21 protein-coding genes are annotated in these 21,458 nt (G+C 43.8%); 14 read left to right on the forward strand and 7 right to left on the reverse strand.

The window, feature by feature from the left end; translation table 11 throughout:
- Positions 1 to 21: 21 nt before the first annotated feature.
- A complete protein-coding gene (gene trmB, locus G5B11_RS05020) occupies positions 22 to 675 on the reverse strand; it encodes a tRNA (guanosine(46)-N7)-methyltransferase TrmB (protein ID WP_158422308.1) in 654 nt (217 codons plus the stop codon).
- Positions 676 to 1,052: 377 nt separating this feature from the next.
- On the opposite strand from trmB, the gene G5B11_RS05025 reads away from it, so the two are divergent.
- From G5B11_RS05025 to G5B11_RS05075, 11 genes are all read left to right on the forward strand, one after another.
- A complete protein-coding gene (locus tag G5B11_RS05025; protein WP_173727087.1) occupies positions 1,053 to 1,364 on the forward strand; it encodes a hypothetical protein in 312 nt (103 codons plus the stop codon).
- Positions 1,365 to 1,406: 42 nt separating this feature from the next.
- Positions 1,407 to 2,450 (forward strand): V0D/AC39 family V-type ATPase subunit, encoded by a 1,044-nt coding sequence (locus G5B11_RS05030; protein ID WP_158422285.1) that lies wholly within the window; start codon positions 1,407 to 1,409, stop codon positions 2,448 to 2,450.
- Between the two features lie 20 nt (positions 2,451 to 2,470).
- On the forward strand, positions 2,471 to 4,432 hold the full coding sequence (locus G5B11_RS05035) for a V-type ATP synthase subunit I (RefSeq protein WP_173727088.1): 1,962 nt from the start codon (positions 2,471 to 2,473) through the stop codon (positions 4,430 to 4,432).
- Between the two features lie 89 nt (positions 4,433 to 4,521).
- Positions 4,522 to 4,953 carry an ATP synthase subunit C gene (locus tag G5B11_RS05040; RefSeq protein ID WP_158422287.1) on the forward strand — a complete coding sequence of 144 codons (432 nt, stop codon included), beginning with the start codon at positions 4,522 to 4,524 and terminating at the stop codon, positions 4,951 to 4,953.
- A gap of 1 nt (position 4,954) precedes the next feature.
- Positions 4,955 to 5,263, forward strand: a complete 309-nt coding sequence (locus G5B11_RS05045) for a V-type ATP synthase subunit F (RefSeq protein WP_158422288.1) — start codon at positions 4,955 to 4,957, stop codon at positions 5,261 to 5,263.
- 14 nt (positions 5,264 to 5,277) lie between these two features.
- Positions 5,278 to 5,862, forward strand: a complete 585-nt coding sequence (locus G5B11_RS05050; RefSeq protein ID WP_173727089.1) for a V-type ATP synthase subunit E — start codon at positions 5,278 to 5,280, stop codon at positions 5,860 to 5,862.
- Positions 5,859 to 7,628, forward strand: coding sequence for a V-type ATP synthase subunit A (locus tag G5B11_RS05055; RefSeq protein ID WP_158422290.1), 1,770 nt, complete (start codon positions 5,859 to 5,861; stop codon positions 7,626 to 7,628). Before G5B11_RS05050 ends, G5B11_RS05055 begins: the two co-directional genes overlap by 4 nt.
- 29 nt (positions 7,629 to 7,657) lie before the next feature.
- Positions 7,658 to 9,040, forward strand: a complete 1,383-nt coding sequence (locus G5B11_RS05060) for a V-type ATP synthase subunit B (RefSeq protein ID WP_158422291.1) — start codon at positions 7,658 to 7,660, stop codon at positions 9,038 to 9,040.
- A gap of 16 nt (positions 9,041 to 9,056) precedes the next feature.
- Positions 9,057 to 9,677 (forward strand): V-type ATP synthase subunit D, encoded by a 621-nt coding sequence (locus G5B11_RS05065; protein ID WP_158422292.1) that lies wholly within the window; start codon positions 9,057 to 9,059, stop codon positions 9,675 to 9,677.
- Positions 9,678 to 10,097: 420 nt separating this feature from the next.
- Positions 10,098 to 11,867, forward strand: coding sequence for a DUF885 domain-containing protein (locus tag G5B11_RS05070; RefSeq protein ID WP_173727090.1), 1,770 nt, complete (start codon positions 10,098 to 10,100; stop codon positions 11,865 to 11,867).
- Between the two features lie 97 nt (positions 11,868 to 11,964).
- Positions 11,965 to 13,401 carry a CapA family protein gene (locus tag G5B11_RS05075; RefSeq protein ID WP_173727091.1) on the forward strand — a complete coding sequence of 479 codons (1,437 nt, stop codon included), beginning with the start codon at positions 11,965 to 11,967 and terminating at the stop codon, positions 13,399 to 13,401.
- 101 nt (positions 13,402 to 13,502) lie between these two features.
- Here G5B11_RS05075 and G5B11_RS05080 read toward each other — a convergent pair whose 3' ends face one another.
- Genes G5B11_RS05080 through metG form a run of 5 tightly spaced genes read right to left on the reverse strand, consistent with a single transcriptional unit; the run spans position 13,503 to position 17,701 of the window.
- Positions 13,503 to 14,279: a TatD family hydrolase gene (locus G5B11_RS05080; RefSeq protein WP_173727092.1), complete on the reverse strand. Its 777-nt coding sequence runs from the start codon at positions 14,277 to 14,279 to the stop codon at positions 13,503 to 13,505.
- Positions 14,269 to 14,730, reverse strand: coding sequence for an MOSC domain-containing protein (locus G5B11_RS05085; protein ID WP_173727093.1), 462 nt, complete (start codon positions 14,728 to 14,730; stop codon positions 14,269 to 14,271). The genes G5B11_RS05080 and G5B11_RS05085 overlap by 11 nt, the downstream gene beginning before the upstream one ends.
- A gap of 1 nt (position 14,731) precedes the next feature.
- Positions 14,732 to 15,220 (reverse strand): MogA/MoaB family molybdenum cofactor biosynthesis protein, encoded by a 489-nt coding sequence (locus G5B11_RS05090; protein ID WP_173727094.1) that lies wholly within the window; start codon positions 15,218 to 15,220, stop codon positions 14,732 to 14,734.
- On the reverse strand, positions 15,189 to 15,692 hold the full coding sequence (gene moaC, locus G5B11_RS05095) for a cyclic pyranopterin monophosphate synthase MoaC (RefSeq protein ID WP_173727095.1): 504 nt from the start codon (positions 15,690 to 15,692) through the stop codon (positions 15,189 to 15,191). Before moaC ends, G5B11_RS05090 begins: the two co-directional genes overlap by 32 nt.
- A gap of 2 nt (positions 15,693 to 15,694) precedes the next feature.
- A complete protein-coding gene (gene metG, locus G5B11_RS05100; RefSeq protein ID WP_158422299.1) occupies positions 15,695 to 17,701 on the reverse strand; it encodes a methionine--tRNA ligase in 2,007 nt (668 codons plus the stop codon).
- A 227-nt stretch (positions 17,702 to 17,928) separates the two neighbouring features.
- On the opposite strand from metG, the gene G5B11_RS05105 reads away from it, so the two are divergent.
- The 3 genes from G5B11_RS05105 (at position 17,929) to G5B11_RS05115 (ending at position 20,545) form a co-directional block, all read left to right on the forward strand.
- Entirely contained in the window at positions 17,929 to 19,293 is a 1,365-nt protein-coding gene (locus G5B11_RS05105) for an NAD(P)/FAD-dependent oxidoreductase (protein ID WP_173727096.1), read from the forward strand.
- Positions 19,294 to 19,456: 163 nt separating this feature from the next.
- Positions 19,457 to 19,849 carry a Fur family transcriptional regulator gene (locus G5B11_RS05110; protein ID WP_158422300.1) on the forward strand — a complete coding sequence of 131 codons (393 nt, stop codon included), beginning with the start codon at positions 19,457 to 19,459 and terminating at the stop codon, positions 19,847 to 19,849.
- 147 nt (positions 19,850 to 19,996) lie between these two features.
- Complete coding sequence (locus G5B11_RS05115; protein ID WP_158422301.1) at positions 19,997 to 20,545, forward strand: NADH peroxidase; 549 nt, start codon at positions 19,997 to 19,999, stop codon at positions 20,543 to 20,545.
- Positions 20,546 to 20,723: 178 nt separating this feature from the next.
- On the opposite strand, the gene G5B11_RS05120 is transcribed toward G5B11_RS05115, so the two are convergent.
- The gene (locus G5B11_RS05120) at positions 20,724 to 21,410 is read right to left on the reverse strand and encodes a hypothetical protein (protein WP_158422302.1); all 687 of its coding nucleotides are present in this window, start codon (positions 21,408 to 21,410) and stop codon (positions 20,724 to 20,726) included.
- Positions 21,411 to 21,458: the final 48 nt, after the last annotated feature.

A 21,458-nucleotide genomic window follows, 5' to 3' on the forward strand; every position in this document is an offset into this window, starting at 1 on the left:
ATACGTTCTGTCCTTTGGGTCTTATCTGCTGATCACCATTTTGCAGATAGGATTACCTGCCTTGGAAAACTTCTCTTCATATTCTGTCATAACATTTCCCTTCACCATCTCTTCATCATGATGAAGATCAAAGGAGTGAGCCAAAAGCTTCCAGCCTGCTTCCTGTACTTCCTCCAGGGAAAAATCAAATAAAGGACGGTTATCTGTCTTAAATTCCAGGGTCCCGTCTTTTTTCAGGATCTGGTCATACCTGGCCAGAAACTCTCTGGATGTAAGACGGCGTTTCCCATGTCTTGCCTTTGGCCACGGATCTGAAAAATTCAGATAAATCCGTGAAACCTCCTCTTTTTCAAAAATATCCGGCAGATTACTGGCATCCACACACATAAACAAAAGATTTGATAGTGTCTCTCCATTATTCTCAAGTTCTTCTCGTTTTTGCAGAGCACGCAGCAGCACGCTGTCATACATCTCGATTCCTACATAATTAATCTCCGGATGAAGTCGTGCCATATCCATCAAAAAACGGCCTTTCCCCATCCCCACTTCTATATGAATCGGCTGATCTGACGCAAACGCCTGCTTCCACCGGCCTTTCTGCTGTTGGGGCTGATGCACCACATATTTGCTTTCCTGGATTGCTTCTTTTGCGCCAGGGATATTCCTCAGTCTCATACTTTCATTTTCCTCTTTCTCTTTATTTTTCTTATTTCTTTTACCATGTTTACTTTTCTTTTCCCGACCGCCTCTTCCCGGCAATCCGGATTCCTTCCATATCATACATGCTTTCCGACATTGCCGCAACTACATTGTTTCGCTGATACTATTTTTATATTACAGGCATATCAAATATACTTTTTACATTTTTGTAACTGCCAATTATACTGACCCTTGAAAAAATTTGGTCTTATGACTATACTGAAACTATCCATTCCATAGACAAAAATCACAAATTGAATTTCTGTTTTACAATCCATTTTGGCCATTTGTAAAATAGTTTTTCTCAGATTTTAGGTGTATGATATATGGAAATTTTATGGAGGAGGATGCCGATGGAACAAATTTTAAGAAAGCTGTCGGAAATCGAAACCACCGCAGATGAGATTCTGAAAGATGCGGAGAGGAAAAAGCGGGCACTTTCCGAAGAGACGGAGAGACAATGTAAAGAGTTTGATGCCGTCCTGGAAAAAGAAACCGACGCAAAAATCCGAGATATACGTAATGAACTGGAAAAAGAAAAGGATTCACGCCTGGCAGCATTAAAGGAAGACACAGAGCAGCATCTGGTGCATCTGGATTCTTTCTATAAAGAAAATCACCAGCGTATTTCCGAAGAACTTTTCAAAAAAATTATTACAGCTTAATTCAGATGAATGAAGATTTCAAAAGAAAGGAAGTGAATTGAATTGGGAAGTGTTTTTTCCTATAGCGGACTTTCTACCAAAATAAGGGCTCTGCAAAGCAAGCTTATGACCGAGGAAGAGCTTTCAGAAATCGTACAGCTTCCGAATGTACCTCAGATAGTGGCCTATTTAAAAAGAAAACCGGAATATTCCCGGGCATGGGCCAACCTTGATGAGAATGACCTGCACAGGGGCCAGATTGAAAAGCTTCTGAAGCAGTCGATCTTCCGAAATTTTTCCAAAATTTACCACTTTGCAAACAAGGAACAGAGACGTTTTCTGTCTTTATATTCAAAAAGATATGAGATCCTTGTTTTAAAGGCGATCATGGCCAATCTTTTTGACCACAGAAATACAGACCCTGTAGACCTTAGTCCTTACCGTGACTTTTTCCTTCATCATTCCAAATTAGATCTGGATCGTCTAGCCGCCACCACAAATATGGAAGAGTTTGTAAATGCCCTGAAGGGTAATGAATTTTACGGACCTCTTTCCAGGGTAATGGAACACGGCAACGGTCTTCTTTTTGATTATGGGATGGCACTGGATCTTTACTATTTCACCCAGATCTGGAACCTTCGGAAAAAGCTTTTCAAAGGGGATGACCTGGAAGAAATAACAAAAGCCTACGGTGAAAAATTTGATATGCTGAACCTGGAATTTATCCAGCGTTCCAAACGCTATTACCATATGGATCCTGCCGCTATATACAGCCTGCTGATCCCTATGAATTATAAATTAAAAAAAGAAGAGATTACCGCCCTTGTAGAGGCTTCCGGCCATGATGAGTTTGTGGCTGTTATGAACCGCACATATTACGGACGGAAATATCCTCAGATCACACCAGTCAACCTGGAGGAATTCTACAATTACATTCTCCGTACTGTTCTTGAAAAAGAATCACGGAAGGATCCTTATTCTGTAGCAGTGATCTATTCTTACTTATATCATAAAGAACACGAAGTAAACCGCCTGACCATTGCTCTTGAATGTGTACGTTACAAAGTAGGCCAGGAGGAAGCTATGCGTTATATTCGCAACAATTAAAGAACCCGGAGGACAACATAGTGATTGAAAAAATGAAATTTGTGAGTATCACCGGGCCAAAAGCGGATATTGACAGAGTGGTAAACCGGTATCTCAGTAAATATGAGATCCATCTGGAAAATGCTCTTTCTGAGCTGACCACTGTCCGTCACCTTACTCCGTTTCTGGAAATCAATCCTTATAAAGATATGCTGTCAACTATCAGCAGCTTTTATGAGGAACTGGATACTCCTGAACAGATCCCGGAAAAGGATCTGACCATTGAACAGGCTCTGGATATTGTTTCCGGCCTGAAAAGCGAATCTGACCGGATCGCAGACAGGAAATGCCAGCTGGAAGAACAGCGTACGTCCCTGACTGAATCCATGCGGATCATCGCTCCCTTCCGAAATGTGGAATTTGATGTTTCTTCTATCCTGAATTTCCGTCACATCCACTATCGTTTCGGACGTATTGAAAAAGAGTATTTTTACAAATTCAAAAAGTATATTTATGAAAATCTGGATACGATTTTTATCAAATGCAACGAAGACGACCAGTATTTCTGGGGCATCTACTTTGTTCCGGAATGCGAGGCTGCCAAGATCCATGCAGCTTATGCTGCCATGCATTTTGAAAAAGTCTTTATCCCGGATCAATATCAGGGTACAGCAAAAGAAGCTTACGCTGCCCTGGATAAAGCCATTCACAAAAATGAAGCTGACCTGGCTGATGCTAATGACCAGATGAAGAAGCTTTTAAAGGATAAGGCTTCTGATATTGTTTCTGCATATCAGACTCTTTCCCAGCTTTCCAGGAACTTTGATGTCCGCAAGCTGGCTGCCTGCCTGCCAAACGGAAGCAGCAAAGACCAGGCAAATGATTCAGAAAATGCCAATACCTTCTATATTTTATGTGGATGGATGACAGAAGCAAATACCAGAAAATTCCAAAATGACATTAAGAATGATTCTAATATCTTCTGTCTGGTAGACGATGATGAATTGAACATTAAGAAACAGCCGCCTACCAAATTAAAAAATCCAAAGCTTTTCAAGCCCTTTGAAATGTACATTAAGATGTATGGCCTTCCGGCCTATGGAGAAATGGATCCTACCTGGTTTGTGGCAATTACCTATTCCTTTATCTTTGGTGCTATGTTCGGAGATGTAGGACAGGGACTTCTGCTTCTTATCGGCGGACTGCTTCTCTACAAGATCAAGCATATTGACCTTGCAGGTATCATAAGCTGTGCAGGCGTCTTTTCTACCTTCTTCGGATTTATGTTCGGTAGCTTCTTTGGATTTGAGGATATCCTGAAGCCTATATGGCTGCGCCCAATGAATGCCATGATGAACGTACCGTTTATTGGAAAACTGAATACTGTATTTATTGTAGCCATCGGCTTTGGTATGGGACTGATCTTGTTATGTATGATCTTTAATATCATCAACTCTGTAAAGTCCCACGACATCGAAAAAACCTGGTTTGATACAAACTCTGTTGCAGGTCTTGTATTCTATGGTTCAGCAGTTCTTGTAATCGCACTGTTCGTATCCGGTAAAAGCCTTCCTGCCACAGTCCTTCTTCTGATCATGTTTGTACTGCCTCTTATTATCATGTTCCTGAAAGAGCCTCTTACAAACCTGGTCAACAAGAAACCACACCTGATTGAAGGCGGTGTGGGCATGTTTATCACACAGGGATTATTTGAAATGTTTGAAGTCCTTTTAAGTTACTTCTCCAATACACTTTCATTTGTGCGTATCGGAGCCTTCGCAGTAAGCCATGCAGCCATGATGGAGGTTGTATTGATGCTGGCAGGTGCAGAAAGCGGTTCCCCTAACTGGGTGGTGGTCGTTCTCGGAAACCTGTTTGTCTGCGGACTGGAAGGACTGATCGTTGGTATCCAGGTTCTTCGTCTGGAGTATTATGAGATTTTCAGCCGCTTCTATAAAGGTACCGGAAGGCAGTTTGTTCCTTTTGGTTCCAAGAAGCAGTGAAAATAATAAATTAAAATTATTTTAACGAAAGGCCCTGACTACATTTATAAAAACTTTCATTTCAGGGCAATTGAAAGGAGAACATTATTATGACAGCTATGACTCAGATCGTATTAGCAGCAGCACTTGTATTAAGTATCATTATTCCCTTTGGTTATTATCTTCTGGGCGAAAAAAGCCGCGGCCGTTACAAAACTGCTATCGGTGTAAATGCATTCTTCTTCTTTGGCACCATGCTGATCGCAGCAGCTGTTATGTTTGCAGGCAGTGCATCCGTACAGGCAGCTACCGGTTCTGACGCAGGTCTTGCAACCGGACTTGGATACATCGCAGCAGCACTTGTTACAGGTCTTTCCTGTATCGGTGGTGGTATTGCCGTAGCCAGTGCGGCAAGTGCAGCCCTTGGCGCTATCAGTGAAGACCAGAGCATTCTTGGTAAATCCCTGATCTTCGTAGGTCTTGCAGAAGGTGTTGCCCTTTATGGACTGATCATCTCCTTCATGATCATCGGTAAATTATAATATGAAAATATTCTTAATCAGCGACAATATTGACACCTATACAGGGATGAGACTGGCAGGTGTGGAGGGCGTCGTTGTCCATGAACGGGTTGAGCTGAAGGATGCGCTTGAGAAAGCCATTTCCAATAAAGAGATCGGGATCATCCTGCTGACTGAAAAGTTCGGCAGGGAATTTCCCGCCATCATTGATGATGTAAAGCTGAACCACAAAACGCCCCTTATCATCGAAATCCCTGACAGGCATGGTACTGGCCGCAAACCGGATTTCATTACCTCATATGTAAATGAGGCAATCGGACTGAAATTGTAACAAGGAGGCACCCAATGACAATCGAAGAAAAACTGCAGCATTTCTATGATGTTTCTGTAGAAGAAGCTTCCGGCTCTGCAAGCCAGGCCCTGGAAGAACACAAGAAGCATCTGGCGAAAATGTTTTCTGATCATAAACAAACCCGACAGCAGGATGCCCAGGCTCAGATCAAGGCTGAAACAGAAAATGCAAAACGGGAAGTAAACAAAGCGCTTTCCGCACAGCAGCTTACACTGAAACGGAATCTGACTGCCAGGGAAAATGAACTGAAGGACGAGCTTTTTGTAGAGGTTAAAGAACGTCTTACCCAGTTCATGTCCACCACTGAATACGAGGATTACCTTGTACGCAAGATCAAAGAAGCTATTGATTTTGCAAAAGATGATGAACTATTTATATTCCTTTCCCCTGAAGATGAAGGCCTGAAACACACCATGATGGCACGCACCGGATTCCCGGTACAGATCTCCAAAGAGCCTTTTATCGGTGGGATCCGTGCAACCATTCCAAGTAAGAATATCCTGATCGACAATTCTTTTATGGAATCATTGCATACACTGCGAAAAGAATTCAGTTTTGACGGAGGGCCGAAAGCATGAGCAGAACAGGCACGATTTATGGGATCAATGGCCCGGTCATTTACTTAAAAGGTGATCCAGGCTTTAAAATTTCCGAAATGGTCTATGTAGGACCTGAGCATCTGGTAGGTGAGGTCATTGGCCTGAAAAAAGGCATGACCACTGTACAGGTATTCGAGGAAACTACAGGACTTAAGCCAGGCGAAACTGTTACCGGTACAGGAGATGCGATCTCCGTGCTTCTGGGGCCTGGTATTATTCATAATATTTTTGACGGTATCCAGCGTCCGCTGGAAGAAATTGCAAAATCCTCCGGTAAATATATTTCCAGAGGTGTAAGTGTTGATTCTCTTGACACTAAGAAAAAATGGGATGTACACGTAACCGTAAAAGAGGGTGATGTGGTAACTCCTGGTACCATTATTGCACAAACCCAGGAAACCCCTTCTATCCTTCATAAATCCATGGTTCCGCCAGATATGGGAACTGCCACAGTTATCAAGACAGTACCTGACGGAGCTTACAATATCCTTGAACCCATCGTAACAGTCCGCCTTGCTGACGGAAGCGAAAAGGATATTGCCCTGGCACAGAAATGGCCTATTCGTATCCCAAGACCTACTTACAAGCGTTTTCCTGCAAGCGTTCCTCTTGTAACCGGACAGCGTATCCTGGATACTCTGTTCCCTATCGCAAAGGGCGGTACAGCTGCCATCCCAGGCGGTTTCGGTACAGGAAAAACCATGACACAGCACCAGATCGCCAAATGGTCTGATGCAGATATCATCATCTACATCGGCTGTGGTGAGCGTGGAAACGAGATGACCCAGGTTCTGGAGGATTTCTCCAAACTGGTTGACCCTAAGTCCGGCAACCTGATGCTGGATCGTACCACACTGATCGCCAATACTTCCAATATGCCTGTAGCAGCCCGTGAGGCATCTATCTATACAGGTGTTACCCTTGCGGAATATTACCGCGATATGGGCTATGACGTAGCTATTATGGCTGACTCCACTTCCCGTTGGGCTGAGGCACTTCGTGAGCTGTCCGGACGTCTGGAGGAAATGCCTGCCGAGGAAGGCTTCCCGGCTTACCTGGCTTCCAAGCTTTCCGCTTTTTATGAAAGAGCCGGCATGATGCAGAATCTGAACGGAACCGAAGGCTCTGTTTCCATTATCGGAGCCGTATCCCCACAGGGCGGTGACTTCTCAGAGCCTGTTACCCAGAATACCAAGCGTTTCGTCCGCTGCTTCTGGGGACTGGATAAATCCCTGGCCTATGCCCGCCATTTCCCGGCTATCCACTGGCTTACCAGCTACAGTGAATACCTGGAGGATCTGTCTCCCTGGTACAGAGAGCATGTTTCCCCAAAATTTGTATCTGACCGTAATCAGCTGATGGCGATCCTGAACCAGGAAAGCTCCCTGATGGAAATCGTAAAGCTGATCGGAAGTGATGTTCTGCCGGATGACCAGAAGCTTACCCTTGAAATCGCAAGGGTGATCCGTCTTGGATTCCTGCAGCAAAATGCATTCCATCAGGAAGATACATGTGTCCCAATGGAAAAGCAGTTCCTTATGATGGAAACCATCCTGTATCTCTATGAGAAATGCCGTTCTCTGGTAAACAAGGGCATGCCTGTTTCTGTCTTAAAAGAAGACAATATTTTTGAAAGAATCATATCTATCAAATATGATGTTCCTAATGACAAACCGGAAATGTTCCAGGATTATATGACAGACATCGACCGCTTCTACAATAATGTTCTGGAACGCAACGGCTGATAAACAGGACAATAAGGAGGAATGCTTTTATGGCAATAGAATATTTAGGCTTAAGCGAGATCAACGGCCCTCTTGTAGTCCTGGAGGGCGTTAAAAACGCTTCCTACGAGGAGATCGTCAAATTCCGTATGGATGACGGAAAAGAAAAGATTGGCCGTATTATTGAAATCTATGAAGACAAGGCTGTGATCCAGGTGTTTGAGGGCTCTGATGGAATGTCCCTCAGCAACACACATACCAGCCTTTCTGGACATCCTATGGAGATCGGGCTTTCCCCGGAGATCCTGGGACGTACCTTTAATGGTATCGGACAGCCCATTGACGGGCTGGGTGATATCACACCGGAAGTTAGCCTGAACATTAACGGACTTCCGCTAAACCCTGTAACAAGGGAATATCCACGAAATTATATCAACACCGGTATTTCTGCCATTGACGGACTTACCACACTGATCCGCGGCCAGAAGCTTCCCATCTTCTCAGGCAACGGACTTCCCCATGACAAGCTGGCAGCCCAGATCGTGCGTCAGGCTTCCCTTGGTGGTGACTCTGACGAGAACTTCGCCATTGTTTTTGCAGCCATGGGCGTTAAATACGATGTAGCTGAGTTCTTCCGCAGGACCTTTGAAGAAAGCGGTGCATCTGACCATGTAGTTATGTTTCTTAATCTTGCAAACGATCCTACAGTGGAACGTCTGCTTACCCCGAAGATCGCATTGACAGCAGCAGAATATCTTGCCTTTGAAAAAGGAATGCATATCCTTGTAATCCTTACAGATATCACTTCCTTCTGTGAGGCAATGCGTGAGGTTTCCTCCTCCAAAGGAGAAATCCCCTCCCGTAAAGGATATCCTGGATATCTGTACAGCGAGCTGGCTACTCTTTATGAGCGTGCCGGTATTGTCCGTGGCGGTACAGGCTCTGTTACACAGATCCCGATCCTGACCATGCCAAATGATGATATCACTCATCCCATCCCTGACCTGACCGGTTATATCACTGAAGGACAGATCGTTCTTGACCGTCAGCTTCACGGCCAGTCCGTATATCCGCCGATCAATGTACTGCCCTCTCTTTCCCGTCTGATGAAGGATGGTATTGGTGAAGGCTTTACAAGAGAAGACCATCAGGATGTGGCAAATCAGCTGTTTTCCTGCTACGCAAAGGTTGGAGATGCAAGAGCACTTGCTTCTGTTATCGGTGAAGATGAGCTTTCGCCAATCGATAAGAAGTATCTGGCATTCGGTAAAGCTTTTGAAAGTGAATTTGTAGGACAGACTGATACAGAAAACCGCTCCATCATCCAGACCCTGGATAAGGGCTGGGAGCTTCTTGGAATGCTGCCTAAGGAAGAACTGGACCGTGTAGATACCAAGATCCTGGATAAATATTATCACGAGACTGCAAAATAAAAAGTGAGGTGATTTCATGGATCCAAATACATTTCCCACCAAAGGAAATCTGATCCTTGCAAAGAATTCCCTTGCCCTCTCCCGTCAGGGCTATGAACTGATGGATAAAAAAAGAAATATCCTGATCCGTGAGATGATGAACCTGGTGGATCAGGCTAAGGACATTCAGACTCAGATCGATGAAACCTTCCGTGCCGCTTATGCAGCCCTGCAAATGGCAAACATGGAAATGGGTATCGCCTTTGTGGAACAGGTTTCCCACACTGTGCCCATTGAAAATTCCATCCGCATCAAAACACGAAGCGTTATGGGTACCGAGATCCCTCTGGTAGAATATGATAAAAACAAAAATACACCTACCTACGCTTACTACAGCACCCGAATGTCCCTGGATCAGGCCAAGGCAGCCTTTGAACGGGTAAAAGAGCTGTCCATACAGCTTTCCATGATCGAAAATTCTGCGATCCGCCTTGCCAATAACATCAAAAAGACCCAGAAGCGTGCCAATGCCCTGAAGAATATCACAATTCCAAAATTTGAAGCATTGACAAAGGATATTTCCAATGCACTGGAAGAAAAAGAGCGTGAGGAATTCACAAGACTGAAAGTTATCAAACGTATGAAGCAAAGCGCCTGATCTTAACAGGCGGATATATGAAAATGCAGAAGGAGACTGTCACAGCTGCCTGAAAATCACTTTTCTGGTACTGTGTCGGTCTCTTTTCTCTTGTCAATAGTTTTTCCCTTTTTTTTCGTATTTTTTACAATTTTATGATATATAACCAAAACATTTGTTTTTTCTTTTTTTATGTAAATCAAGTCATCCACATACTATCCATGTGGACAATGTGGATAATTTTGTGTATAACTTTATTTTTCAAGGTTTTTTACATGTTTAAAAAGTGGAAAACTTTTGCACCTATTTTCATACAATCCACATTTCTCGACAAACTTTGTGCAATGTGCCAAAAATATATTTTTTTCCGACAATTTATCCCCTGTCATAGAACCTTCCCTCTGCCAATAGGATAGTAAAAACAGTTTTGAAAGGCTATCTATGCGTTCCAGACTAACCCAATTATCCAAGCGACACAGATATACTCTCACGGCCCTGTTTCTTTCTCTTATCTTCCTCCTTGGCATGGGTATTGGCTGCCTGTCCGGCCACGGATTTTCAGAAAACAGTAAATTTCAGTCTTTTACAAAAGAACTGTTTAAAAAAGAAGTGTCCGGAAATACTCTTACCCTTCACTACACGCTGGCCGATCCGGAAACCTTTGGGATTTCCGGTCAAAAGGCTTCACTTGGAACAATGGATACAGATACAGACAGTACCCGCAAGCTTTGCAAGGATTATCTCCATAAGCTGAAAGCCTTTGACTCCCATCGTCTTTCAAGACAAAACAATATAACCCAGGATACCCTGCTGCTTTATTTCCATACGCAGCTGGAAGGCCTGAAAACCCCTTATTTAGATGAGCCTCTTGGCCCAAGCCTTGGCATACAAGCCCAGCTGCCTGTGCTGCTTGCTGAATATGCCTTTCATCAGGAGCAGGATATTACAGACTATCTGAATCTTCTTGCGGATATCCCCTCTTACTTTAACAGTATCCTGGAATATGAAAAACAAAAATCCCAAAAAGGTCTGTTTATGAGTGATGCCATGCTTGACCGGATCCAGGCACAGTGCCGCTCTTTTATCCAGGATCCGGATTCTAATTACATGCTGTCGATCTTTGCCCAGAAGCTGGATGCCCTTGAAGCGCTCTCAGATGCCGATAAAAGCCATTTAAATCAGGTGCATAGGCAAATCCTTATCCACAAGGTTATTCCGGCTTATCAGGCCCTTATAAACGATTTAGAGGCATTTCGCGGCACAGGCCGGGAAAGCTGCGGACTTTCCCATTATCCTGGAGGAACGGATTATTACTGTTATCTTCTGAAAAGCCAGACCGGGGTCTATGAACCGATCGCCCGGATCCGTAAACGGCTGCTTACCCAGCTTCAGAAGGATTCTGCTGAAGTTTCCGCTTTGGCAGCCATACATCCATCACTTCTTACCGACTATGCCAAAGGAACTGATCTCCCCTCTTTGGCACCCCAAAAGGCTCTACTTTTTCTTCAGGACTGTATGCAAAAGGATTTCCCCTCCCTGGGCCAAACATCCTATCAGATACGCTATGTACATAAATCCATGGAAAAATACTTAAGCCCGGCATTTTATCTTACTCCTCCCATTGACACCAAAGAGCCTAATGTGATCTATATCAATCAGGCCGCTTCCACCACACAGCTGGAGCTTTTTACCACGCTGGCACATGAAGGCTTTCCCGGGCACCTGTATCAGACACAGTTTTTTTCCCAGCTAGATCCGGATCCTGTGCGCTCCCTTTTTGATTCCGGCGGCTATGTGGAAGGCTGGGCCACTTATGTAGAATCCTATGCATACCAGTATGCAGCCACACTGATAAACCATGAGGATGCCGAAAGCCTGACCCGTCTGGCAGCTCTGAACCGCAGCATTAATCTATGCCTATATTCTCTGGTTGATATTGGAATCCACTATCAGGGCTGGTCTTCTGCGCAAACCGCTGATTTTTTAAAAAATTTCGGTATCCGAGACGCATCTGCTGTAAGCCAGATCTACCAATATATTACGGAAACTCCTGGAAATTACCTGAAATACTATGTTGGATACCTGAATTTTCTGGATCTGAAAGACGAAGCCCAAAAAGAGAATCCAGAAGCTTTTGATCTGAAACAGTTCCATTCCCAAGTTCTTCAGATCGGCCCGGTTCCGTTTCCTGTGCTGAAGAAATACCTGTAACAAAAATTTAAAAAAATTTTAAAATGACTTTCCATAGAAAAAAGAATTTGCTATAATTAAATTTAACATAAAATTATTGATAATAAAGGACAGTCCAATGAAAAAGAATGAAAATGTACCATTGAATTTCAGGGAAAAGAGCATTTCACGCATCAGTTTCTATGTATCCATCGGTGTGCTGGCTGTTTTATTTCTCATATTCAACCAGATAGACTACAATATGATCCGCAAGCCTGCACAGCAGGCCCAGAAAGAAGCCCAGGCTAAGAAAGAACAGGAACAAAAGGAAGCTGAGACAGCGCCTGAAGTGACTACAGCCTCCGTGATCGCAGTAGGTGATAACCTGGTGCAGCCCAGTCTTCTGAATTCCGGCAAATACGAAAGCGGAGCCTGGAACTACGATCATGTATATACCAATTTTACCACCATGCTCCAGAATGCAGATATTGCCATGGTCAATCAGGAGACCCCCTTTACAGACAGTCATGATTCTGTCAGCGGTACAGCACCTTACGCTACCCCTACAGAGATTGGAGATGCCCTTGTAAAGGCTGGCTTTAATGTGATCACCTCTGCCACACAGCTGATCGATGACAATGGTTCAACGATGCTTACGCAGACTTTGGATTACTGGAAGAACCAGCATCCGGACACAATGATTTCAGGCATACACGACACAACCGACAATGGGGGGGCCAATATTCTTGAGATCAATGGTATCAAGATCGCTTTTCTTGATTATACCTTCCCTTCATCTGCGGTTTCGGAAGAATCCGGGGACACAGGTATGGTGAATACCTTTGATTCACAGTCAGTAGCTGATGCCATTAAAACAGCGAAATCATCTGCAGATTGTGTGATCTTTTCTGCCAACTGGGGCAAAACAGAAGAGCCTATGCCTACCGAATACGAGAAGGAATGGGCCAATTTCCTGATGAAGCAGGGCGTGGATGTGGTGATCGGCACCCATCCCAATGTATTGCAGCCTTATGGTTACCTTACAGATGATGAAGGCCACAATATGCTGATCTATTATTCCCTTGGCAACTTTGTATCCGGTCAGGAGACCTTGAAACAGCTTCTGGGAGGCATGGCAGGCTTTACCATTGAGAAGACAGTTACCGGTGATCAGACTTCTGTTAAGATCCGCGACGGAGCACTTACCCCACTTGTCATGCATTACAGCTATGAGGATGGCGAATATCAGCCCTATCTTCTTTCTGATTATACTGACGAGCTTGCTTCCAGGCACAGTGTGCGGGACATTATCGGGGATGAATTTACCTTAGAAAATCTTCAGACAAAATACGATGAGATCATGTCCATGAACGTGACACCGTCCACCAAGACCACACTTTTGGATGTTACCTTTGATTCAGATGGCAATATGCTTGATGAGTCCGGCAATATGGTAACAGACACGGATTCTATCACTTCCAGCCAATATTACCAGAACCTTTCCTCAGCAGAAAATAATGATGGCAGCAACGACGGTGATTCAGACAGTGATAGCGGTGATTCAGAACAGCAATAACGGAAACATGTGTCGCTAGGCACACATAGCAAGAGCCATGTACCCCAGATCAAAGGGCACATGGCTCATTTTTATCTCAGTCGAGAAAACTCCCACCTCTTTCAAGTGGTGAGTAACAGCTTTTGGGCATTTGCTTCTGTAATAGTAATCACTTCTTCAGGAGTGGTGTCTTTCAGCTGTGCAACAGCAGCCGCCACATAAGACAGATTCAATGAAGAATTTCTTTTGCCACGATTTGGCTCCGGTGCCATATAGGGGCAGTCTGTTTCCAAAAGGATCTGTTCCAGCGGTGCCTGCCTTACCACTTCCTTCAGCTTTTTGGCATTTTTGAATGTAACAACACCACCGATTCCCAGATACAGCCCCATTTTCAAGTATTCTGCTGCAATCTCCGGACTGTAGGAAAAGCAGTGGATGATGCCGCCATACATGCCGCCTTTCATATACTCCTGGATGATCTCCAGTGTATCCTCTGCCGCATCCCGGCTATGGATCATAAACGGAAGCTTTTCCTGTCTGGCAATATCCAGCTGGGCACGAAACATTTCCTGCTGTTTCCTGTGTTCTTCCTTTTCCTTGTGCCAATAGTAATCCAGGCCGATTTCGCCAATGGCTACCATCTTGTCCATCCTGGAAATCCGGGCGATCTCATCCAATGTATCCTTGGTCATCTTGTCTGCATCATCCGGATGCACACCTACTGCTCCATATATGAACGGATATTTCTCTGTAAGCTCTACTGTACGGTGGAATTGTCCTATGGAAGCACATACATTCACAATATGCCCTACACCCTGCTTCTCCATCTGGCCTAGAAGGTCTTCCCGGTCAGAATCAAAAGCTTCATCGTCATAATGGGCATGTGTATCAAAGATCATCTGTACTGCCTCCTGCTTCTTCTGCCTGGATCCTCAGGTCATCTCCCACACGGATCGTTCCGCCTTTCAAAACACGGGTGAACACCCCTTCTCTTGGCATGATACAATCTCCCATTTTCTGGAAAATAATACATCCATGATGACACTCCTTCCCCACCTGAGTCAGCTCCAGCACCACATCTTTACAGCAAAATCTGGTGCCAACAGGAAGAGTAGCAAAATCAAACCCTTCCACTACCAGATTTTCTCCAAACGCACCATCTTCTACTTCTGCGCCTCTGGAACGAAATGTCTGAATCTTATCATAGGATAAAAGGCTTACCTGCCTGTGCCATTTCCCGGCATGGGCATCTCCTTTGATTCCCCAGTCCTCTATAAATTCAGCCTCAGGGATACTGCGTTTTTGTGTACCCCTTTTTTCACTGATACAGATTGCCCGTATTTTACCCATGTCAGCCTCCACAATTCCCAGTCTCTCCGGTAAGGATCTCAATCCCATGCCCAAGAGCGCTAATAATATATTCCAGACTTTCCCGTACAGCCTTAGGGCTGCCCGGCAGATTAATGATCAGTGTCTGCCTGCGTATCCCGGCTGTGGCCCGGCTGAGCATTGCCCTCTTGGTAATGGTCATGCTGTATGCACGAATCGCCTCAGGGATCCCCGGTACCCTGCGTTCTATCACATCTTCGGTAGCTTCCGGCATCACATCCCTTGCAGAAAATCCGGTGCCGCCTGTGGTAAGGATCAGCTCTGCCAGGTTTTCATCAGCAATCTGAGCCATACGTCTGGCCAGCATATCCCGGTCATCCGGAAGAATATCCATGGATACCACCTGATATCCTTCTTTTTCTGCAATTTCTTTTATTGCAGGACCACTTTTGTCTTCCCGCTCTCCTGCATAACCAGCATCACTGGACGTTATGATCGCTACTCTCTTCATAATAAAAATCCCCGCTTTTACCGCCTTTTTTCTCTACAAGATGAATGTCTGTCATCACCATATGCTTGTCAATGGCTTTACACATGTCATAGATGGTAAGAAGTGTTACCTGTACACCGGTAAGTGCTTCCATTTCCACACCTGTCCTGCCCTCTGTCTTTACTGTACAGAAAACCTGGATCCAGCTTCTCTCACCATCAATCTGATAATCAATGCTGCATTTCTGTATAGGAAGAGGATGACACATAGGCACCAGCTCTGACGTTCTTTTCACCGCCATGATCCCTGCCACCCGTGCCACGCCCAGAACATCTCCTTTTTTCACTGTACCAGCAGTAACCGCCTCCAGGATCTCCCTGCCAACCAAGATAGATCCTGTGGCTACTGCAGTGCGGCAAGTAATGGCCTTTCCGGACACATCCACCATGATCGCATTGCCTTTTTCATCAAAATGGCTTAATTTACCTTCCATGATCAGCAGATCTCAGCTCCTGCAGGCATTTCTCTTTCAGGAACCATAAGGGAAAGCTTGCCTTCCTCATCTTCAGCGCAAAGGATCATTCCCTCACTTAAGATACCTGCCAGCTTGGCCGGCTTCAGATTGGTAACAACCATAACCTTCTTCCCAACCATCTGCTCCGGTGTATAATGTGCCTTGATACCGGACACGATCTGGCGCACCTGGCTGCCGATCTTTACCTGAGAGCACAGAAGCTTTTTAGATTTCTTCACTGCTTCACAAGCAATGATCTCCCCTACCTGGAACTGAAGCTTGGAAAAATCATCAAAAGTGATCTCCGGCTTTGCTTCAAGATCAATGCCTTTCTCTTCTTCTTTTGCAGGCTCTTCCGGCTTGGACGGATGAAGCACTTCTACCTTTGCCATAACCTCTTTCAGGTCCAGACGTGCGAAAAGGATCTCCGGCTTTTCTGTTACTTTATTGCCTGAAGGATACAATCCAAAGGTCTTAAGATCTTCCAGTGTACGCTCTTTTGCATTTAACTGGGCAAGGATCCTTGCTGCAGTATCCGGCATAAAGGACTGAAGAAGTGTAGCACCCATGCAGATCCCTTCAACCAGATTGTAAAGGACTGTTGCCAGACGATCCTGCTTTGTCTCATCCTTTGCAAGTGCCCATGGCATTGTTTCATCAATATATTTGTTACATCTCTTGAACAGTGTAAACACCTCCGTAATAGCATCTGCTACACGAAGCTTCTCCATTTTGGCATCTACTTTTCCAGGTATGGACAGGATAAAAGATTTCAGATCCTCATCTACAGGCTCTGCAACTCCCTTATTCTCTACAACACCGCCAAAATACTTATTTGACATGGAAATAGTACGGTTGACCAGATTGCCCAGTGTATTAGCCAGTTCAGAATTAAGGCGCTCCACCATCAGTTCCCAGGTGATCACTCCATCATTGTCAAAAGGCATTTCGTGGAGTACGAAATAACGGACAGCATCCACGCCAAAGAAATCTACCAGCTCGTCTGCATAGATCACATTGCCTTTTGATTTACTCATTTTACCATTGCCCTGCAAAAGCCATGGATGTCCAAATACCTGCTTTGGAAGCGGCAGATCCAGAGACATCAGGAAGATCGGCCAATAAATAGTATGGAAACGGATAATATCCTTTCCGATCAGATGCAGATCTGCAGGCCACATTTTATTAAACTGCTCTGTACTGTTGCCGTCACAGTCATAGCCGATCCCGGTAATATAGTTTGTCAGTGCATCCAGCCATACATAAACAACATGTTTCGGATCAAAATCAACCGGAATTCCCCACTTAAAGGAAGTTCTGGAAACGCAAAGATCCTGAAGTCCAGGAAGCAGGAAGTTGTTCATCATCTCGTTCTTTCTGGATTCCGGCTGAATAAAATCCGGATGTGTATTAATGTAATCGATAAGCTTGTCTGCATATTTGCTCATTTTGAAGAAATATGCCTCTTCCTTTGCGGGAACGCAAGGCCTTCCACAATCCGGGCATTTACCGTCTACCAGCTGGGATTCTGTAAAGAATGACTCACATGGAGTACAGTACATTCCCTCATAATGTCCTTTGTAGATATCTCCCTTTGCATACATTTTCTTGAAAATCTTCTGTACCTGCTTCTCATGATCAGCATCTGTTGTACGGATGAATTTATCATAAGAGGTATTCATCAAATCCCAGATCTCTTTGATCTGACCGGAAACATTATCCACAAATTCCTTAGGTGTAACTCCTGCTTCAGCTGCTTTCAGCTCAATCTTCTGGCCATGCTCGTCAGTTCCGGTCTGGAAAAACACATCATACCCCTGCTGTCTTTTGTATCTGGCAATGGCATCTGCCAGAACAGCCTCGTAAGTATTGCCGATATGAGGTTTTCCGGATGTGTACGCAATGGCTGTTGTAATATAATACTTCTGTTTTTCCATTTCTTGATTCCTCCTCTTTCTACAACAAAAAACGCCTTCCCAACCTACCATTGAGAAGACGAGTCCTTGGGTTTTCTTCTTTATGAATGCATCGTAACACACTTTGCCGTTTTTGTAAACACAGTTTTGCCGTATTTTCTGCCTGTTGCTTGTTCCAATACCCAAATTATGATAGGATAAAATAAGGTTATAAAACCATGAAATGGTACCTGTCTTTTCTTGCAGGATACTATTGGTAAACAGTTGAAACTATTAAAAAAATAAGGAGTGTGAGCAAATTGAAATATGATGTGATTATTGTTGGTGCCGGTCCTGGCGGTATTTTTTCTGCCTATGAGCTGATCCACCGAAACCCTGATCTGAAAATCGCAGTTTTTGAAGAAGGCCATCCTCTTTCCCGACGTCACTGTCCCATTGACGGAGATAAGGTAAAAAGCTGTATCAAATGTAAAACCTGTGCCATTATGAGTGGTTTTGGCGGCGCAGGCGCTTTTTCCGATGGAAAATATAATATTACCAATGATTTTGGCGGCACTCTGTATGAACATATCGGCAAAAAGCAGGCCATTGACCTTATGGAATATGTAGATTCCATCAATGTTTCCCATGGGGGAGAAAAAACAAAAATGTATTCCACTGCGCAGACGAAATTCAAAAAGCTTTGCATCCAGAACAAGCTTCGTCTCCTGGACGCTTCTGTCCGCCATCTGGGTACAGATATCAACTATATTGTTCTTGAGAACCTGTTCAATGAGCTGAATAACAAAATGGATTTCTTTTTTGATACCTCAGTAGATCATATTGAAGTTCTGGATACAGGCTACCGCATCTATCATGGTGATTCCTATGACGACTGTGAGAAGTGTATCGTCTCAGTAGGACGAAGCGGCAGCAAATGGATGGAAAAAATATGTAAAGAACTGGATATCCCTACCAAATCCAACCGTGTGGATATCGGTGTGCGTGTAGAGATCCCTGCTGTGATCTTCTCCCACCTGACAGATGAACTGTACGAAAGCAAGATCGTATACCGCACAGAAAAATTTGAAGATAATGTACGTACCTTCTGCATGAATCCCTATGGGATCGTTGTAAATGAAAATACAAACGGAATTGTCACTGTAAACGGCCACAGCTACGAAGATCCTCAGAAACAAACAGAAAATACAAACTTTGCACTTCTTGTTGCCAAGCACTTTTCCCAACCCTTCAAGGATAGTAACGGCTATGGCGAAAGCATTGCCCGTCTCTCCAATATGCTGGGCGGTGGTGTGATCGTTCAGCGCTTTGGCGATCTTGTCCGAGGCCGCAGAAGTACTGTCAGCCGTATTGATGAGGGCATGGTTCGTCCAACCCTGGCTGCTACTCCCGGAGATCTGAGCCTTGTACTTCCCAAGCGAATCCTGGATGGAATCATTGAGATGATCTATGCCCTTGACAAAATCGCTCCAGGTACTGCCAATGATGATACCCTGCTTTATGGTGTGGAAGTTAAATTCTATAACATGGAAGTAGACATCAATGAAAATCTTGAAACCAAATATAAAGGATTGTATGTGATTGGTGACGGCAGCGGCGTTACACACTCTCTTTCCCATGCTTCTGCCAGCGGTGTATACGTGGCAAGACAGATCACACAGTAAAGATCGGATCAAACAAATCATACATTCAATAATAACTAAAACAGTACATGTCATCGACAACGAATAAATTCGTAAATTCTGTTAATTACTTATTGACATACAGAAGAAAATAGGTTATATTAATTTCAGTAACAGTTATCATTATCAGAAAGGAGCTAGTTTTATGGCAGCCATGAAATTCAGCCGCCAGCGAGAATCCATCAAAGAATTCCTGCGAGGACGTACAGATCATCCTACTGCTGACACTGTATATGAGAATGTAAAGCTTATATATCCAAAGATCAGCCTTGGAACTGTGTACCGCAATCTTTCTCTTCTTTCTGATATTGGAGAGATCCAGAAGCTTGCAAGCTTTGGCGGTTCAGACAGATTTGACGCCCGGATCGATCCCCACTGTCACTTTATGTGCACCAGATGCGGCAGAGTCCTTGATATGGATGAGGAGCATTTTGACAAGCTTATGGCAGAGGCGGCTATCCATTTTACAGGCGGTGAGATCACTCATTATAACGCCAGTTTTTACGGGATCTGCAAGGATTGTAAGGGAAAAGAGTAACTATTCCTTATTAAAAGCCAAAAATTTTACTTATTAAAAACCAAAAGTTTTACTTGACAATTCAGCAATTACATGTTACATTAAAACAGTAATAATTACTATTATTAAAAATTAAATAATTAAATTATAGAAAAGGAGATATGAATTATGGCAAAATGGGTATGTAGTGTATGCGGTTATGTTTATGAAGGCGAGAATCCACCAGAAGCCTGTCCACAGTGTAAAGCACCAGCATCTAAGTTCACTAAGCAGGATGAAGGAAACCTTACATGGGCAGCTGAACATGTTGTAGGTGTTGCTCAGGGCGTGAGCGAAGACATTCTTGCAGACTTAAGAGCAAACTTCCAGGGTGAGTGCTCTGAGGTTGGTATGTATCTTGCAATGGCAAGAGTAGCTCACAGAGAGGGATATCCGGAGATCGGCCTGTACTGGGAGAAAGCAGCTTATGAAGAAGCAGAGCATGCTGCTAAGTTTGCAGAGCTGTTAGGTGAAGTTGTTACAGACAGCACCAAGAAGAACCTTGAGATGCGTGTAGAAGCTGAGAACGGTGCTACAGCTGGTAAATTCGACCTTGCGAAACGTGCGAAAGCAGCTAATCTGGATGCTATTCATGATACTGTTCATGAAATGGCTAAGGATGAGGCAAGACATGGAAAAGCATTCGCTGGTCTTCTTAAGAGATACTTTGGAGAATAATTTCTTCCAGAAATTCGCATAGAATACAGATTATTACAAAGGGGTTGCCGCACTTGCGACAGCCCCTTGTTTATAGCGTTGAAAACACATTTACTAATTCACATACCTTCTTGTAACTCCATAAAAGGAATTCAATTGATTCCTACCAATCTTCATATACCCTTTCTTATTGTTATATCTAATAATATCTTCTGTTTCCGCCAAAGTGAATATCTAATTTGTATTCTACTCCTTTAGAATCCTTCACACGGATCTGAAGCCAGCTTCCTTTTTTCGTGTTGGGTACATATTTTCCATTTTTAAAAGACCGGGCTGAGTCATACCAGATCCAGTTCTCCTGATCACTGTATTTGGCAAATACCAGCTTCCAGCCCTTGGCTAATTTCCAGGAAACCTTATGTTTGCTTTTCTTATCTTTGACTGTGAAAAAGCCATGACGATCTGTATCAAAAATATTTTTTCCGTCAACCTTCAAATACTGAACAGGCTTTGCGTCTTTTACGATAAGGGTAGTTTTCAAAGTGTAAACTTTTTTATTCTTTTTTACCTTTATGGTTATATTGGATACTCCATTTTCATAAGGAATATACTCAAAATCATCCCGTCCTGAACTTTCAATCTCTACCACATCCGGGTTGGAAGACTTTACGGAAATGATCTTACCCTTTCCCACATTTTTAACTGTTACTTTTTTATCATCTGTCCAGGTAGACCTGTAATATACGATCTTTTTCGCTACTTTTGGTGCTGCACTTGTTGCTGCCTTAGCCTGTGCAGGTGCAAAACACAGCGATACCATAAAGCAGGCAATCCATAAAAACAGCCCCTTCTTTATAAATCCTTTTCTCATTATCTTTTCTTTCATTACTGGTCTCCTCTTGAGATTTCTATTTTTTCCTTCATCGTATGCATG

Origin of the sequence: Blautia glucerasea (assembly GCF_013304385.1) — a bacterium.
Lineage (GTDB): Bacteria > Bacillota > Clostridia > Lachnospirales > Lachnospiraceae > Blautia_A > Blautia_A ammoniilytica.